At 70.1% G+C, this 15,398-nt stretch carries 16 protein-coding genes; 5 read left to right on the top strand and 11 right to left on the bottom strand.

The features are described from left to right. Positions 1-38 precede the first annotated feature (38 nt). From KV097_RS05195 to KV097_RS05245, 11 genes are all read right to left on the bottom strand, one after another. A complete protein-coding gene (locus KV097_RS05195; RefSeq protein WP_220365260.1) occupies positions 39-2,066 on the bottom strand; it encodes a sulfatase in 2,028 nt (675 codons plus the stop codon). A gap of 58 nt (positions 2,067-2,124) precedes the next feature. Further along, positions 2,125-3,048: an alpha/beta fold hydrolase gene (locus tag KV097_RS05200; RefSeq protein ID WP_220365261.1), complete on the bottom strand. Its 924-nt coding sequence runs from the start codon at positions 3,046-3,048 to the stop codon at positions 2,125-2,127. Continuing rightward, positions 3,045-3,797, bottom strand: a complete 753-nt coding sequence (locus KV097_RS05205) for a 3-hydroxybutyrate dehydrogenase (RefSeq protein WP_220365262.1) — start codon at positions 3,795-3,797, stop codon at positions 3,045-3,047. The genes KV097_RS05200 and KV097_RS05205 overlap by 4 nt, the downstream gene beginning before the upstream one ends. Further along, positions 3,794-4,465 (bottom strand): TetR/AcrR family transcriptional regulator, encoded by a 672-nt coding sequence (locus tag KV097_RS05210; protein WP_220365263.1) that lies wholly within the window; start codon positions 4,463-4,465, stop codon positions 3,794-3,796. The genes KV097_RS05205 and KV097_RS05210 overlap by 4 nt, the downstream gene beginning before the upstream one ends. Then, positions 4,462-6,039, bottom strand: a complete 1,578-nt coding sequence (locus KV097_RS05215; protein ID WP_220365264.1) for a class I adenylate-forming enzyme family protein — start codon at positions 6,037-6,039, stop codon at positions 4,462-4,464. Before KV097_RS05215 ends, KV097_RS05210 begins: the two co-directional genes overlap by 4 nt. Continuing rightward, entirely contained in the window at positions 6,036-7,112 is a 1,077-nt protein-coding gene (locus tag KV097_RS05220; RefSeq protein ID WP_220365265.1) for a branched-chain amino acid ABC transporter permease, read from the bottom strand. Before KV097_RS05220 ends, KV097_RS05215 begins: the two co-directional genes overlap by 4 nt. Continuing rightward, positions 7,109-7,984, bottom strand: a complete 876-nt coding sequence (locus KV097_RS05225) for a branched-chain amino acid ABC transporter permease (protein ID WP_220344956.1) — start codon at positions 7,982-7,984, stop codon at positions 7,109-7,111. Before KV097_RS05225 ends, KV097_RS05220 begins: the two co-directional genes overlap by 4 nt. Next, on the bottom strand, positions 7,981-8,715 hold the full coding sequence (locus tag KV097_RS05230) for an ABC transporter ATP-binding protein (protein ID WP_220365266.1): 735 nt from the start codon (positions 8,713-8,715) through the stop codon (positions 7,981-7,983). Before KV097_RS05230 ends, KV097_RS05225 begins: the two co-directional genes overlap by 4 nt. Next, the gene (locus tag KV097_RS05235) at positions 8,712-9,476 is read right to left on the bottom strand and encodes an ABC transporter ATP-binding protein (protein WP_220365267.1); all 765 of its coding nucleotides are present in this window, start codon (positions 9,474-9,476) and stop codon (positions 8,712-8,714) included. The genes KV097_RS05230 and KV097_RS05235 overlap by 4 nt, the downstream gene beginning before the upstream one ends. A gap of 30 nt (positions 9,477-9,506) precedes the next feature. Further along, on the bottom strand, positions 9,507-10,712 hold the full coding sequence (locus KV097_RS05240) for a substrate-binding domain-containing protein (protein ID WP_220365268.1): 1,206 nt from the start codon (positions 10,710-10,712) through the stop codon (positions 9,507-9,509). Positions 10,713-10,875: 163 nt separating this feature from the next. Next, on the bottom strand, positions 10,876-11,625 hold the full coding sequence (locus tag KV097_RS05245; protein WP_220365269.1) for a VOC family protein: 750 nt from the start codon (positions 11,623-11,625) through the stop codon (positions 10,876-10,878). Between the two features lie 98 nt (positions 11,626-11,723). Here KV097_RS05245 and KV097_RS05250 point away from each other — a divergent pair, with 98 nt between their 5' ends. The 5 genes from KV097_RS05250 to KV097_RS05270 are packed head-to-tail and all read left to right on the top strand — an operon-like array spanning position 11,724 to position 15,395. After that, on the top strand, positions 11,724-13,361 hold the full coding sequence (locus KV097_RS05250) for an AAA family ATPase (RefSeq protein ID WP_220365270.1): 1,638 nt from the start codon (positions 11,724-11,726) through the stop codon (positions 13,359-13,361). Positions 13,362-13,372: 11 nt separating this feature from the next. Then, on the top strand, positions 13,373-13,825 hold the full coding sequence (locus KV097_RS05255; RefSeq protein WP_220365271.1) for a hypothetical protein: 453 nt from the start codon (positions 13,373-13,375) through the stop codon (positions 13,823-13,825). Beyond that, positions 13,825-14,040: a DUF2997 domain-containing protein gene (locus KV097_RS05260; protein WP_220365272.1), complete on the top strand. Its 216-nt coding sequence runs from the start codon at positions 13,825-13,827 to the stop codon at positions 14,038-14,040. Before KV097_RS05255 ends, KV097_RS05260 begins: the two co-directional genes overlap by 1 nt. After that, a complete protein-coding gene (locus KV097_RS05265) occupies positions 14,021-14,782 on the top strand; it encodes a helix-hairpin-helix domain-containing protein (RefSeq protein WP_220341465.1) in 762 nt (253 codons plus the stop codon). The genes KV097_RS05260 and KV097_RS05265 overlap by 20 nt, the downstream gene beginning before the upstream one ends. After that, positions 14,766-15,395 (top strand): 4Fe-4S single cluster domain-containing protein, encoded by a 630-nt coding sequence (locus KV097_RS05270; RefSeq protein ID WP_220365273.1) that lies wholly within the window; start codon positions 14,766-14,768, stop codon positions 15,393-15,395. The genes KV097_RS05265 and KV097_RS05270 overlap by 17 nt, the downstream gene beginning before the upstream one ends. Positions 15,396-15,398: the final 3 nt, after the last annotated feature.

The raw sequence follows: 15,398 nt of genomic DNA on the forward strand, positions 1-15,398 counted from the left end.
TTCAAGTCGGGCGTCCACTGGGTGGACACTCGACTCGCCTAGCGGCGGTGCGCGGTGACCCCGTCGAGCGTGATCGTGCCGTCGTCCAGGCGGACGCTCGTCGCATACCGGTACCTCGCCCGTACGGCGGGGTCCGCGAGGTCGATCGCTCCCCCGACGTCGACGGAGAAGAGGAACTCCCACCCGCTCCCTTGGTCGGCGTACGCGGTCGCGGTGGTGCCGCGGAGCACGAAGGCGTAGCGGGCGTCCGGTCCCGCGAGGTCGACCGTCCCGTCGAGGTTCCCCAGCGGCTCGGCGCCGGCGGTGATGAGCGTGCCGTCCACCCGAAGGTCCCAGCCGACCCGGTTCAGCCCGTTGTGGTAGCGGAAGAGCAGGTAGTTGTCGGCATCCTCAGCCAGTCCGACGAACACCGTGTCCTGGTTGCCCGCCTCCGCGAACGTCCCGGGGTCCAGGACGAGCGCGACCTCGTCGGAGGTCGGTGACACGTCGGAGAGGAAGACGAGGTGCGTCAGCCGCGAGGCGGAGACGGCGAGCTGCCCGTCCCGTACGGCCACCTCCCCCAGCCGCGCGCCGACCGGCAGGGTCGTCCAGCGCGACAGGTCGCCGTCGAAGGTCTCGGCGAGCTCGCGGCGTGGGTACGCACGCCTCGACGGCGCTGGCGGAAGCAGGTCCACATCGGCCATGTGCGCGCGGAGCATCGCCCGCAGGATCCGCTCGGTCACGACCTCGTCGGCGGAGATGTCGGTCGTCTCGCCGGGGTCGCGCGCGAGGTCGTACAGCTCCGTCCGTCCGTCACGCAGGTACTGGACGAGCTTGTGCCGACCGTGCCGCACCGCAGCGTGCGGATGGGTCCGTCCGATGAAGTGGGGATAGACCCAGAACAACGTGTCGCGCCGGAGCCGGCCTCGGCCCGTGAGCAGCGGCGCGATGCTCCTCCCGTCGAACTCGCGCCCGGGCCGACCACCGGCGAGGTCGAGCGCGGTCGGGAGGATGTCGATCGTGCTGGTGGGCGTCGTGTCCTGACGTCCAGGACGGATCGTCCCGGGCCACGAGGCGATCAGCGGCACGCGGATGCCGCCCTCGTACAGCTCGCCCTTGCCGCCACGCAGCGGCACGTTGGCGTCGCGGTACGGGCCACCGTTGTCGGCGGTGACCAGGAGGAGAGTGTCCTCGGCGATCCCCAGATCGGTGAGCGTCGCGGCGATGCGCCCGACCTGGTCGTCGATGCTCTCGAGCATCGCCGCCAGCACCGGCCGGTTGGGCGACTCGTCCGCGCCGGGCTTCGCGCGGTACTTCGCCACGAGCTCGGGCTTCGCGTCCAGGCTCGTGTGGACCGCGTAGTTCGACAGGTGGAGGAAGAACGGCTCGTCGCGGTGGCGGGTGACGAAGTCGACGGCCTCCTGAGCCAGTCTGTCGGTGAGGTACTCGCCGGGCTCGCGCGCCGGGAGGCTCGGCATGAAGGAGTACGGGTGGAAGTAGTCGCCGTCGCCGATGTACAGCTCCTCGGAGGCGATCGCCTCGTCGAAGCCGTGCGCGAAGGGGTTGCCGGGACGGCTCCGGTAGTCGCCGGAGTAGCGCTCGGTCAGGTGCCACTTGCCGATCAGGCCGGTCGTGTATCCGTACGGTCCGAGAACGTCGGGCACCGTGCGGAAGTCGGTCGAGAGGTGCTTGTCGCTGGGCGCCGGCTCCCCGCGCAGGAAGTCGGTGATGCCCGTCCGCGCGGGATAGAGGCCGGTGACGAGCGCCGCGCGGGTCGGCGAGCACAACGACGCCGCCGCGTACGCCGACTCGAACCTCAGGCCTTCGCGTGCCAGACGATCGATGTGCGGGGTCTCGTTGAAGCTCGTCCCGCAGCAGCCGATCTCGTCCCAGCCGAGATCGTCGATCGAGATGACCAGGACGTTCGGTCGCCGCCGGCGTCGCCACGTCACGGCGTCCGCGCGGGTGACCGCGCTCGGCGCCACCGTCAGCGTGAGAGCACCCGCAGCGATGCCGCGGAGCACGGTGCGCCGGGTGGGTTCGGGGACGTGCTCGGAGGCCTCAGGAATCGACATGGGCGTGGTCACCTTTCGCTTCTGGCACGAGGTGAGTCGTGCAGCCGTTCGAGGCTAGTGACGCGTCGGGTCAGGGGTCGAGGTTCTCGGTCGGGATGAGCGAAAGGCTGCGGGCGATCTCCTCGCGGATGAGACCCGCCACGGCGTCCGCCCCGGGCGCGGACAGGACCAGGGTGTAGTGGTTCAGACCGTCGACGCGGCAGTGCCGGACGCTCGGGGTGCCCGCGAGCAGGGCGGGGATGCGGTCGTCGGAATAGAGCCCGGGTTCGTCGTCGAGAAGGCCTCGCGGCACCGTGACGAACAGGGTCCGGTGGCGAAGACGTGCCAGTGCCTGCACCGGAGCGGCGCCGCCGTTGAGGTCCACCGTGTCCTCGGCCATCGTCGCGTAGCTCGTCGCCGCCCGTAGGCGCGGCGGCTCCCCGACCAGGTCGTACGCCAGGTAGTCCTCGAGCTCGCGGGACCAGGCCTCGGTGAACGCCGGGTGCCGCCGCCAGAACCCGAGGTAGGCGTCGGTGTCGGCGAACTCCATGGCGAGGCGCTCCGCGGTCGGCCCGAGCACCATCGCGATCACCTGGTCCGCATCGAGCCCTGCGGGGACGTCCAGCGGCAGCCCTCCGTCCAGCAGTACCAGGCTGCGCACACGCTCCGCGTGCTGGTCAGCGAGGACGCAGGCGACGAAGCCGCCCATCGAGTGCCCGACCACGGTCACCGCCTGGGCACCGACGGCATCGAGTACGCAGGCCAGGTCGTCCGCGTGCGCCGTCATGCCCGCAGGTCCCGTGACGGCGTTGCTGCGGCCCCGCCCTCGAAGGTCGGGAGCGACGAGCCGGACACCGGGAAGGCGCGCAGCGAGAAGGTCCCACGACCGGTGCGACGCCGTGACGCCGTGGACGAGCAGGAGCGTGGGCGCCGCGATGTCGGTCGCATCCCAGATCCCGACGCGCAGGTCACCCCCTCGTACCGAGACGTCGACGGTGCGGTAGCGCTGCGTCATCGCGCGGTCCACCCGCCGTCCATCGTGTACGAGGCACCGGACACCATCCCTGCGTCCTCGGAGCACAGCCACGCGACGAGCGACGCCACCTGCTCCGGCTCGATCAACCGCTTGACCGCGGTCTCGGTGAGCATCACCTTCTCGACGACCTCCTCCTCGGGGATGCCGTGCGCCCGCGCCTGGTCCCCGATCTGCTTCTCGACGAGCGGTGTCCGGACGTACGCGGGGTTCACGCAGTTGCTCGTCACCCCGTACGGACCACCCTCGAGCGCCGTGACCTTCGAGAGCCCTTCGAGCCCGTGCTTGGCCGCGACGTAGGCCACCTTGTACGCGCTGGCGCGCAGGCCGTGCACGCTCGAGAGGTTCACGATCCGTCCCCATCCCCGCTCGTACATGCAGGGAAGGGCGGCGCGGACGAGCAGGAACGGCGCCTCGACCATCAGGCGCTGGATCAGGCGGAAGTCGTCGGGAGCGAGCTCCGTGATCGCAGCCACCCGCTGGATCCCCGCGTTGTTCACCAGGATGTCCGTGTCGAGGACCACGCTCTCGAGGGCCTCCGTGTCAGCCAGGTCGACCACCCAGGTGTGGCCGTCGATCGCATCGGCAGCGCGGGCGGTCGCCTCCCGGTCGATATCCGCGACCGTCACGTCAGCGCCGCGAACCGCGAGGGCGCGCGCACAGGCGAGGCCGATCCCGCTGGCCCCTCCCGTGACGACAGCGCGGCGTCCTTCGAGCGGGTGGTCGGTCATGACCTCTCCTTCGGCGCGAGGCCGCCGTTGACCAGGCGCATCATCTCGTCGATCACGTGGTCCGGGACGGCGGCCGGAGGGTTTCCGTCGGCGTCGCGCTCCCACAGCAGATAGCGCATGCCGAGCAGCTCCCCCATCCCCATCAACGCCCACGCCGCGACCTCGGGATCGATGTCACTGATCTCCCCCGCCGCCTGCGCCTTGGCGAGACCGGCGCGATAGCCCTCCACGATGCGGGTGTAGTGCAGCCGGAGCATCTCGGGTGACACGAACTCGGCCTCCCGCACGATCCGGTAGAGCGCCGGATGCTCGGCGGTAAACCGGAAGAACCCTTCGAAGCCGGCACGTTCGGCCTCCAGGCGGTTCTGCGCGCCGCTCATCGCCTCGGCCATCGAGTGCCGGACGCGGCGGTTCAGGTCGACGACGAGCGCTTCGAAGAGGGCCTGTTTGGAATCGAAGTACAGATAGAAGGTGCCGAGCCCGCATCCTGCCCGTTCGGTGATCTTCACGATGGAGGCGTCGTGGTAGCCGAGCTCGGCGAACACCGCCTCGGCCGCGACGAGAAGCCGAGCACGGGTCGCCTCCCCTCGTTTGCCCAGCGGCCGGCCCTGGGCGGAGGACACCGTCTCCACCTCGTCGAGCCGGAAGTCGTCGGCGGCACTGCTCATTTCTGTCCCCCTGTCGTCATGGCGTCCTCACGCAGTCGCGGCCGGACGATCTTCCCGAGAGCGCTGCGAGGGAGCACCTCGCGCACGTGTACGTCCCTGGGGACCTTGAAACCCGCGATGCTCCCGCGGAGGTAGGTCTGGATCTCGTCCGCGGTGAGGCGAGCCCCCGACCGCGGCACCACGAACGCGGCACCCACCTCGCCCCACACGTCGTCGGGGACGCCGACCACCGCAACGTCGGCCACCAGCGGGTGCGCAGCGATCGCCGCCTCGATCTCGGCGGGTGCGATGTTCTCGCCACCGCTGATGTAGATGTCCTTCAACCGGTCGACGATGCGGTAGCACCCGTCTGCGTCGCGGTTCGCGAGGTCGCCTGTCGCCAACCGGCCGGCGACAAGCGCTTCGGCTGTCGAGCGCGGATCGCCGAGGTATCCGGCGAAGAGGCTCGGCCCGCGGACCCACAGCTCACCCGTGCCGGGACCGACGACGTCCTCGCCGGTCGCGATGTCCCGCAGTCCCACGTCGACGTACGGATAGGGCCGCCCCACCGCGCCGGGGTGGGCCTCCGCCTCGTCGGCACGCAGCATCAGGACGTTGGGACCGGCCTCGGTGAGCCCGTAGCCCTGGGTGATCCGCACGCCGCGGTCGGCCCATCGGCGCCAGAGCGGGTACGGCATCGCCGACCCGCCCGACATGGCCACGCAGAGACTGGAGACGTCGGCCTCGGGGAAGAGCGCATCCTCCGCCAGGAGGTGGTACTGCGTCGGCACGCCCATCATCGCGGTGATCCGGCGCTCCCTGATCAGGCTCAACACCCGGGAGGGCTGGAACGAGCGCTCGATCACCACCGTGGCGCCGGCCCGCCAGGCGAGCAGCGGCTGAATGTTCCAGGCGGCGACGTGGAACTGCGGCAGGGTCGCGAGCACGACGTCCGACGAGGTGATCTCCACCGCCTGGCCGAGCGCCAGGTTGTTCCAGAAGCAGCTCGCGTGGGTGAGGACGACCGCCTTGGGTCGTCCGGAGCTGCCCGAGGTGACGATCACCAGCAGAGCGTCGTCGTCGCGCGCGGGGCGTGGTGCCACCAGGTCGCCGTCGACGGTGCCCCTCAGTCCCATCGACGGTGGGACGGCTGCCTCGACACCGGTGGTGCCGAGCTCGGCCACCGGTGGCACCGTCGGCAGCCGGGTCAGGGTCTCGCGCCCGAGTGCGGAGTACTCGTCCTCCACCAGCAGGAGCGCCGGATCGACCGTCGCGACGAGCTCTGCGAGCTCGCTCGCGGTCAACCTCCACGAGAGCGGCACCAGCGCGAGAGCGGCTTGTGCGCAGGCGAAGAAGACGACGACGTGGTCGATGGAGTTGCCGGTCAGCGTCGCGATGCGGTCACCGGGGGCGTACCCGGCGTCCTGCAGGGCACACGCCAGATCGCTCGACCGTCGGGCGAGCGCCCCGTAGGTGATGGTGACGCCGCGGTCGTCGATCGCCACGGCGTCGGGGTCCTGGCGGGACCGGTCGACCAGCCACCGCCCGAGCGTGTGGGCGCCCTCGTCGGAGCTCGGCCACGGCTTCTGCGTCATGCTGCCGACTCTGCCAGCGGAGACTCGTCGCGACCCTCACGACGCGTCCGGGTGCGGGTCGTGGTCCGGGCTGCGCCCGCGATCCCACCGGGGAAGAACATCACCACGAGGATGAACACGGTGCCGAGGATGAACATGGGCTCGGAGAGCGGGACGCGCAGCACCGCCGGCAGCGACTCCACGGTGTCCGAGTGTGCGAGCAGGGACAGCCGCTGGTTGAGCACCGTGTAGACGACGGCGCCCACGATCACCCCCCAGCGCGACCCGACGCCGCCGAGGACGACCATGACGAGGATCGTGATCGTGAGATCGGCGGACACCACCCGGGGCACGGTCCCGCTCTGCAGCAGGAGATAGACCGCACCCGTCAACGAGGCGAGCACGCCGGCGACGGTGAAGACGACCAGCTTCGCCGCGTACGGCCGGATCCCGAGCACGCGGACCCGCAGCTCGTTCTCGCGCGTGGCCGCGGCGACGTGGCCGACCCTCGAACGGTCGATCCACACGACGACCGCGTAGACGAGCACCAGCATGGCCAGCGTCACCCAGTAGAGGTTCCGCGTGTTCGCCACGCCCACCATCCATTCCGGGACCTGGGCGGTGGCCAGGCTGAGTCCTTCGTCGCCACCGGTGGAACCCCAGGGATTACGTCGGACGAGGACGGACGCGGCCTGGGCGAACGCGAGGGTGACCATGGCGAACGGGATCCCCGTGACGCGGAGGCTGATCGCTCCCGTCACCTGGGCCACCACGAAACAGCCGACCAGGGTGACCAGCAGCGCGGACCACAGCGAGAGGCCCGTGCGCTCGAGGACGATCCCCAAGCCGTACGCTCCGGCGCCGAAGGCGAGCGCGTGACCGAACGAGAGCAGTCCCGCAGTGCCGAGCATGAGGTTGTACGACAGCGCGAGCGCGGCGAAGACCATGCACAGAGCGAGCAGGCTCAACGCGCCCGGCTGGTAGGTGGCACCGGGCAGGATGCCGGGGACGCGCACGTTGAGCAGCGGCAGCACCGCCATGAGCACGATCAGCGCCGTGCCGCCGACGGCGGCGGGGATCGGTGGGCGAGTCATGCGCGGGCTCCCATCAGTCCGGTGGGGCGTACGAGCAGGACGGCAGCGAGCGCGAGCACGACGACGAAGTCACCCGTGCCCGAGAGGTAGTAGTTGGCGAACTGCTGCAGCAGCGCGACCAGCACCGAGGCGACCGCCGCACCGGTGAGCGAGCCGAGTCCGCCGATCACCGTGACGATGAACGCGAAGATCAGCAGCGAGCCGCCGAGGCTCGGCGACACGTAGCCGAAGTAGTGCGACGCCAGGACACCCCCGAGTCCGGCCGCGGCCCCGCCAATGGTGAAGACGAGCGTGAACGAGCGACGGACGTCGATCCCGAGCGCGGTGACCATCGCGCGGTTCTCCACGCCCGCGCGGATGATCATCCCGTAGCGGGTATGCCGCAGGAACATCACGATCGCGACGAGCACGACGCCGGCGACCGCGATCACCACGAACCGGTCGTTGGGGATCGCAGCTCCGGCGATCGAGGTCGTACGGTCCAGCCACTCCGGCCCGCGGATGAAGCGCGCGTCCGACCCCCAGATGCCTTCGAAGAGGGCCACCGTCGCCAGGGACAGTCCGACGGTGACCAGGACCTGCTCGATGTGACGCTCGTAGAGCGGGCGGATGAGGACGAGCTCGGTGAGCGCCGCGACCAGCGCACCGACGGCCGCGCCCACCAGCATCGACACCGCGAACCCGAGCCAGCTCGTCGCGTCGATCCGCTGCGCGACCATCCAGCCGAGGAATGCCCCGAGCGTGAGGAAGCTGCCGTGCGCGAAGTTCAGCACGTGCATCAGGCCGTAGATCAGCGACAGCCCGGAGGCCACGAGGAAGTAGAGGGCACCGAGTCCGAGACCCGTCACCGCGAGCAGGACGACGGTGCTCACCGCGCCACCTCGCTCGAGATGTCACCGTGGACGCCGAGGAGCCGTGTCGTGAGGTCGGCGTCGTCGAGGAGTGCGGTGGCGTCGCCGGTGTGGACGACGCGACCACCCTCGATGACGATCGCCGGGCCGGCCAGGCGGCGTACGACGTCGAGGTTCTGCTCGACCAGGAGGATCGGCACCGTCTTCGCCGCCTCCTCGAGGGCGTCGGTGACCTCCAGGACGACGCGTGGCGCGAGCCCCTTGGTCGGCTCGTCGACGAGGAGGATGCGGTTGTCGTTGACGAGGGCGCGGGCGAGCGACACCATCTGCTGCTGACCTCCGGACAGCGTTCCCGCCACCTGGTCGCGACGGCCCACGAGGTCGGGGAACAGCGCGTCCACGAGATCGTGGCGGGGTTGCGCCGTGCGTACGGCGAGCCGGAGGTTCTCCGCGACCGTGAGCTTCGCGAAGACCTCCCGGTCCTCGGGCACGTAGCCGACGCCCCGCTGCACGATCTTGTGCGTCGGAAGGCGATCGATGCGCTCGCCGGCGAGCCGTATGTCTCCCGTGCGGTGGATCAGGCCGAGGATGGCGCGGAGCGTGCTCGTCTTGCCGACGCCGTTCCGACCGAGGATCGCCGTCACTCCGGACGACGGCACGGTGAGACTGACGTCCTCTACCACCTGCTGTCCGTCGATGTCGGCGCGGAGATGCTCGACGGCGAGCACCGGCTCACCGGGCGTGCTGGTCATGCGCTCGCCCCCAGGTAGGCGTTCTGGACGGTCGGATCAGCCATCACGGCCGCGGGTGTGTCGTACGCGAGAAGGTGGCCGAAGTGGAGGACGGCCACCTTGTCGACGAGGCCGAGCAGCACATCCATGTGGTGCTCGACCATCAGGACGGTGCATCCCTTGTCGCGGTGGAGCGAGCGGATGATCGCGCCGAGCCCGGCGACGTCACCCGACCCGATACCTGCCATCGGCTCGTCGAGCAGGATGACGTCCGGGTGGCACGCGAGGAGGACGGCGATCTCGAGCTTGCGCTTGTCGCCGTGCGAGAGGCCGCCGGCAACGACGTCAGCCTTGCCGGCGAGCCCGACCTCGTCGAGGTGGTTCGCGGCCGCTCGGCTGGCGGCGTCGCTGCGCCGCGGGAACCGGACGACCGAGAGGCTGCCTCCGCGTGAGACCTGTGCCGCCAGCCTGACGTTCTCGAGCAGGCTGAGATCGGGGAACAGGCTCGACGTCTGGAAGGTGCGCCCCAGTCCCGCACGCGCTCGCTTCGGCACCGACATCGCGGTGACGTCCTCGCCGTCGAGCAGCACCGCGCCCTCGGTGGGAGCGGTCAGGCCGGAGATCACGTTGAACAGGGTGGTCTTGCCTGCGCCGTTCGGGCCGATGATCCCGACCATCGCTCCCCGGTCGACGGTGAGGTCGATCCCCTCCAGGATGGTCGCTCCCCCGATCCGCAGACCGAGCCCTCGGACCTCGAGCGCGGGCGTTGCTGCTGCCGTCATCTCGCCGCCGTCCTCCTCTGCGTCACGCCGTCACGACGCCTCGGGCGGGGCGACCTGGTCGGCCGGGACGACGTTGGCCACCTCGGGCACGAACGCGTCACCATCGGCGACGAGCTTGGCCTGGAACATGTCCTGGACCAGCGCGTGGTCGCTGGCACGGATGGTGGTCGCGCCCTTGGGACCGTCGAACGACCAGCCCTCGAGCGCCTTCACCATCGCGTCGACGTCGTCGCCGCCCTCCTCGACCGCGCGGACGATCATCTGTCCGGCGACGAATCCGTCCGGCGAGAAGAGGTCGGGCTGGCTGCCGTTCTCCTCGAGGTAGGACACGAGCGCCTTGTTGACCTCGTTGTCGGTCGCGGTGCCGAAGTAGTGGCTCAGGAAGTTGATCTTCGCCGAGGCCGGTCCGTAGGCGCCGTACGTGGCGACGTCCCCGAGGCCGGTCACCACCGGTGCAGCGTCGAAGACTCCCTGCTGCTCCAGTGCCTGCCACATGCTGCCCGAGCTCGCACCGGCCCAGGCGACGAAGACGAGGTCGGGCTTGCTGTTGACCACCTGGCGGGCGAAGGAGGTGAACTCCGTGACGTCCTCCGCCACCAGGACGGGCTTGACGGTCCCACCCTTGGCGCCGGCACCCAGCACCGCCTGGACCGCGGCGACGTTGCCCTGACCGAAGGCGTTGTCCTGGGCGAGGACGGTGATCGTCTTGCCCTGAACCTCCTCGAGGAAGGTCGCCGCCGTCGCGACGTCCTGGAAGCTCTGCCGTCCCGATCGGAACGTGTAGTCGTTGATGCCGGTCACGGCATCGGCTGCTGCGGGCCCGGCGATGTAGAGGACCTTGTTCTGCTCGGCCTGCTCGGCCAGCGCGAGCGCCACGCCGGAGGACGCCGTGCCGGCGATGATCTTCACACCGTCGCCGATGTATTCCTTGGAGAGCTGCACGGCCTTGTCGACGTCGCCGGCGTCGTCGCCCTCGGTGATCTCGATCGTGGTGCCGTCGACCTCGTTCGTGCCGTCGGTCGCATGGTCGAGACCTGCCTCCAAGCCCTCGAGGTAGGCCTTGCCGTACGCGGCGAGGGGCCCGGACTTGGACGTGATGACTCCGACCTCGACCGTGTCGCCGTCAGCCGCGGCGTCGTCGTCCGACGACGGAGCGCATGCCGCGAGGGTGAGCGCTGCGGCGAGCGCTGCGATGGGGGCCGCGAGGGTGCGGCGAGTGTTCTTCCGTGTGCTCATCTCCGTGCCTTTCCTCCCTGAAAGGACCGAACCTGAAACCTGATTCGGGTTCCAGAAACGTAGGGCTCCGGAGGATGTGATGTCAACCACATGGCTGGTCGCGCTGGGGCGCGGGCAGCACCCAGCACCCGCCCTGGGCAGGTGGGAGCGGGACGAGCGGAGCCTAGGGGTGGGTGAGCCGGGTCCGGGAGAGGAACGCGTCGGGGCTGCGTGACTCCAGGAGCTCGAGGCGGACACCGTCTCTCGTGGTGCCGTAGCAGACCGCGGCGATGCCACCGCTGGACTCGGTGACCGGGTGGTGCCACGTCGTCCCGTCGATGCTGCCCCGTACGGCGTCGATGCCCTCGACATCCACGCACAGGTGGTTGACCCCGAGGTCGACCGGACGCGCGGGTGCGTCCTCCGCACCACCGCTCACCTCGACCGTGACCGGACCGGGGATGGGCGGGACCGCGTGCGCCGCGGCGTCGGCGACCTGGACGAGGACCCCGACGAGGCCGCTCACCCCTTCTGCGGCGACCAAGGTCACCGGCGTGCCATCGGGGCACCGTACGCGGTGGTCGCCCAGGGGCGTGCCGCCCGCGTCGACCGCGCGGGCGTACGCCTCGTCCGGATCCGTTACCGCCCACGCGAGACCCTTGACGCCGGGCGCACCACGAGGCCGTACGGCGGGGGTCGGCGACGAGAACGCGAAGAGCTCCATGAACGCCGCATCCGTCCGGAGCAGCACCACGTCGGCCGCGGTTCCCTCGGTGGCCAGCGACTCGTCCGCAGGGGCCGTCCCGACCGGCCAGCCGAAGGCACCGTGCTCGGTCGCGCCGAGACCCTCCACCCAGAAGCGTCGCGCTGCCTCGAGGTCGGCGACGCTGATGCCGACGTGGTTGAGAGCGACGATCCGCCCGGCGTTCTCCATGCCCGGAACCTATCGGTGGTGCGGCGGGCCGGTCGACCTCTCGCGCTGACCCTGTGTGTCGGGCAAGATGTGCGCAGCGCACCGGAGGGGGGTCGGACATGTCCGCGTTCCAGGACACACTCAGCGTGTTGCTCAAGGCGCGGTTCGCCATCCTCTACGTGGAGACGTTCGAGGAGCGCCGGGTCGAGCACGAGATCGCCGCGGCTGTCGGACCTGAGGGACTGCTCCCCAAGGCCCGCCCGGTCTTCGGCTGGAGCATCACGACCGGACTCGTCGACCCGGACGGGGCGGCACAGGGCAACACGACCGAGCCGGCCCGAGCTCTCGAGTCGATCCAGCGGCACACCCAGCCCGCCGTCTTCGTCTTCCGCGACCTCCACGCGCACCTGGGTGACGGGAACCGGCCGGCCGACCCAGCGATCGTTCGCCGGCTGCGTGACGTGGCGGCCGCCTTCCAGCAGGGCACCAGCGCCCGGTCGCTCATCCTGGTCTCCCCCGTGGTGCGGATCCCTCCAGAGCTCGAGAAGGACGTCTACGTCCTCGACTTTGCCCTCCCCGGCGAAGCCGACATCCGCGCGATCCTCGACAGCATCATCGCGAGCAACGCCGACGGCGGCAGGATCAAGGTCAACGTCGACGAGCCCGACAAGGACCGGATGATCAAGGCGGCCCTCGGGCTCACCGAGCTGGAGACCGAGGGCGCGTTCGCGCGTGCCATGGCCAGCAACGGACAGCTCGACGCCAGCGACATCGACGTCGTCATCCAGGAGAAGCGACAGACCGTCCGCAGGAGCGGGGTCCTCGAGTACGTCCCGTCCGACCTCGATCTCACGCAGGTCGGCGGGCTGGAGAACCTCAAGCGCTGGCTCGGGCGGCGCGCCGACTCCTGGCTCGCCGAGGCCCAGGAGTACGGGGTGCCTGCACCGAAGGGTGTCCTCATCACCGGCGTGCCCGGCTGCGGCAAGTCACTCACCGCGAAGGCCGTGGCCTCCGCCTGGGGGATGCCCCTGCTCCGCCTGGACATCGGCAAGGTGTTCGCCGGCCTCGTCGGCTCGAGCGAGCAGAACATCCGGAGCGCGATCCGAGCGGCCGAGGCTGCCGCACCGGCCGTTCTGTGGATCGACGAGATCGAGAAGGGCTTCGCCGGCGTGTCCGGCGGCGGAGGTGACTCCGGGACGTCGGCTCGGGTGTTCGGCACGTTCTTGACCTGGATGCAGGAGAAGTCCACGCCGGTCTTCGTGATCGCGACCGCCAACGACGTCCAGTCCCTGCCACCCGAGTTCCTCCGCAAGGGCAGGTTCGACGAGATCTTCTTCGTCGACCTTCCCGATCCGGTCGAACGCGACGAGATCTGGCGGCTCCAGATGATCAAGCACATCGGCAACGCCCCCGCGCACGCCTCCTTCACGCCGGACGACCAGCTGGTCGCCGATCTCGTCGACGCGACACAGGACTTCTCGGGTGCCGAGATCGAAGAGGCCGTCATCGCGTCCCTCTTCGACGCGTTCGCGCAGAAGCGCGCGATCCGGGGAGCCGATCTGAGACTCGCGGTGGAGCGGACGGTCCCCTTGAGCATCACCCAGCGGGAGGCGGTCGCCGCGATGCGTTCGTGGGCGGGCCGACGCGCTGTCTCGGCCAGTCTGCAGACCGCACTACGCGAGCCCGACGTCGCGCCCGGCCCCGTCCCGGAGATTCCCGCACCTTTCGAGTCCGGTGGACGCCGGATCGACTACTAGGACGGACGCGCATGAGTCTTGAGATCCTGCTGATCCCTCTTGCCATGGCGGCCGTCGGCGCCGCCAAGGCAGCGATCGACGACGGTCCGCGGGGCCTGGGGCCGAGGGAGCTGACGGTCCGGTCACGACTGAGCGACGGAAGCCTGGTCGCCGGAGCACTCGCCGATCTGGACGCGACGGTGAGCGTGACGAGTCCCGACGAGATCCGTGCGTCCTTCGATGCGCGCGCCCTGTCGCTGGACCGTAACGACGAGGGCCTGTGGGTCGCCCGCTTCGACGAGACCTGGACCGAGGAGGAGGCCCTGGGTCTCGTCACGGACCTCGACGCGGCCTACGGCGTGTGCGTTCAACGCGAGGTCGTACGCAAGATTCGGGAGCGAGCACCGGCGGCCGGCCTGTCCATCGCCGAGGAGTCGGTGGACGACGACGCCGTCACCCTGGTGCTGGACGTGAGGAGCGACTGATGGCGACACGCAAGCAGCTCCGCGTTCGTGTCGCGCGAGACGGCACGGTCTCGGCCGAGACGATCGGGTTCACCGGTCCGGAGTGCCTGGATCAGGTGGCCGTGCTCGAGGATCTCCTCGACGCGCTCTCGAGCTCCAGCTCCTTCACCGAGGAGTACTGGCAGACCGACCACGTCCAAGAGGAGGGGCAGAGCCTTGACACAGGACGCGGGTGACATCCTTCTCGCTCAGCAGTCGACCCGGTGGAAGGTGGCGAACAGCCTCTGGCTCGCCGTCCTCGTGCTGGGCTTCGGGTGCTTTTCCTTCGTCGGCTGGATCTGGGCGGCACTGCTCGCGCAGTCACGGGTGGTCTCGCGGGCGGCAGTGCTCTGGAGCAGCCTCGGGATTGCCGTTTTCATCGCCATCGGCGCGACGCCGGGCACTGAGGCCGACCCCTACGAGATGGCCGAGCCCTGGGGCACGATCGTGATCGTGGCCATGGCCGTGGCGTGGGTCGGAGGCCTCATCCACGCAGGGATTCTCTGGCGTACCGTCCTCAAGGAGCGCCTACTCCGGCTGGACCGGATCGCCTGGGCGGTCGCCGAGCACCGGAGTTCTCAGCCGCCGGTCCCATGGTCGACCTCGCCCCCACCTCCCCCGGCGCCCTTCCTCGGAGTCAGCGCAGCCGACTACTACGGGCCACCGACCTCCGCGCCTCCTCCGCAGCCCCCCGCCTACCTCGACATCAACGCCGCCCCCGCCGACGCCATCGCGTTCCTCCCCCGCATCGGTCCCCAGGTCGCCGGGCAGATCGTCGCTGCCCGCACTCGCACGGGCGGGTTCCGTGACCTCGACGACCTCGCAACCTCCGCACAGCTCCAACCGCACCAGGTCGCCGGGATCCGGGGCTCCGTGACGTTCGGGCCCTTCAACCCTCAGCGACCACCTCAGGGTCCTGGGCGTGTCCTCGACATCTAGCCCCGTGCGGGTCGCTCGCTCGATCCCCCGGACGACGGCCGAAGGCCCCGGCACCCGCTTCGCGCTGTGGGTGCAGGGCTGCACCCTGCAGTGCCCGGGCTGCTTCAACCCTCACCTCTGGACCCAGCGCGGTGGCGACCTCGTCGCCCCGGAGACCTTGCTCGACGCTGTTCCCGCCGATGTCGAAGGCGTCACGCTGCTGGGTGGGGAGCCGTTCGAACAGGCCGGCCCTCTCGCCGTCTTCGCAGCCCTGGTCCGGCAACGTGGACAGAGCGTCATGACGTTCACGGGGTTCACCCTCGACGACCTCCGGAGGAAGGAGAGCGGCGACGTCGACGCGTTGATCGCGCAGACCGACCTGCTCGTCGACGGGCCCTTCCTCAAGGATCAAGTCGACCTTGCGAGGCCATGGGTCGGTTCGCGCAATCAGCGCTTCCACGCGCTCGGACCGCGATACCGCACGCTCGTCGACGAGCTCGACGGCATCGGCGATCGTCTGGAGATCCGCGTGAGCGCCGACGGGACCGTCAGCGTGAACGGGTGGGCGCCGACCGCCACCCTCGACCTGATCTTGGCGGACCTCGGCCGCAGGCAGTCGCGGACGCGACGATGACGG

Source organism: Mumia sp. zg.B17 (assembly GCF_019550915.1).
Taxonomy (GTDB): Bacteria; Actinomycetota; Actinomycetes; order Propionibacteriales; family Nocardioidaceae; genus Mumia.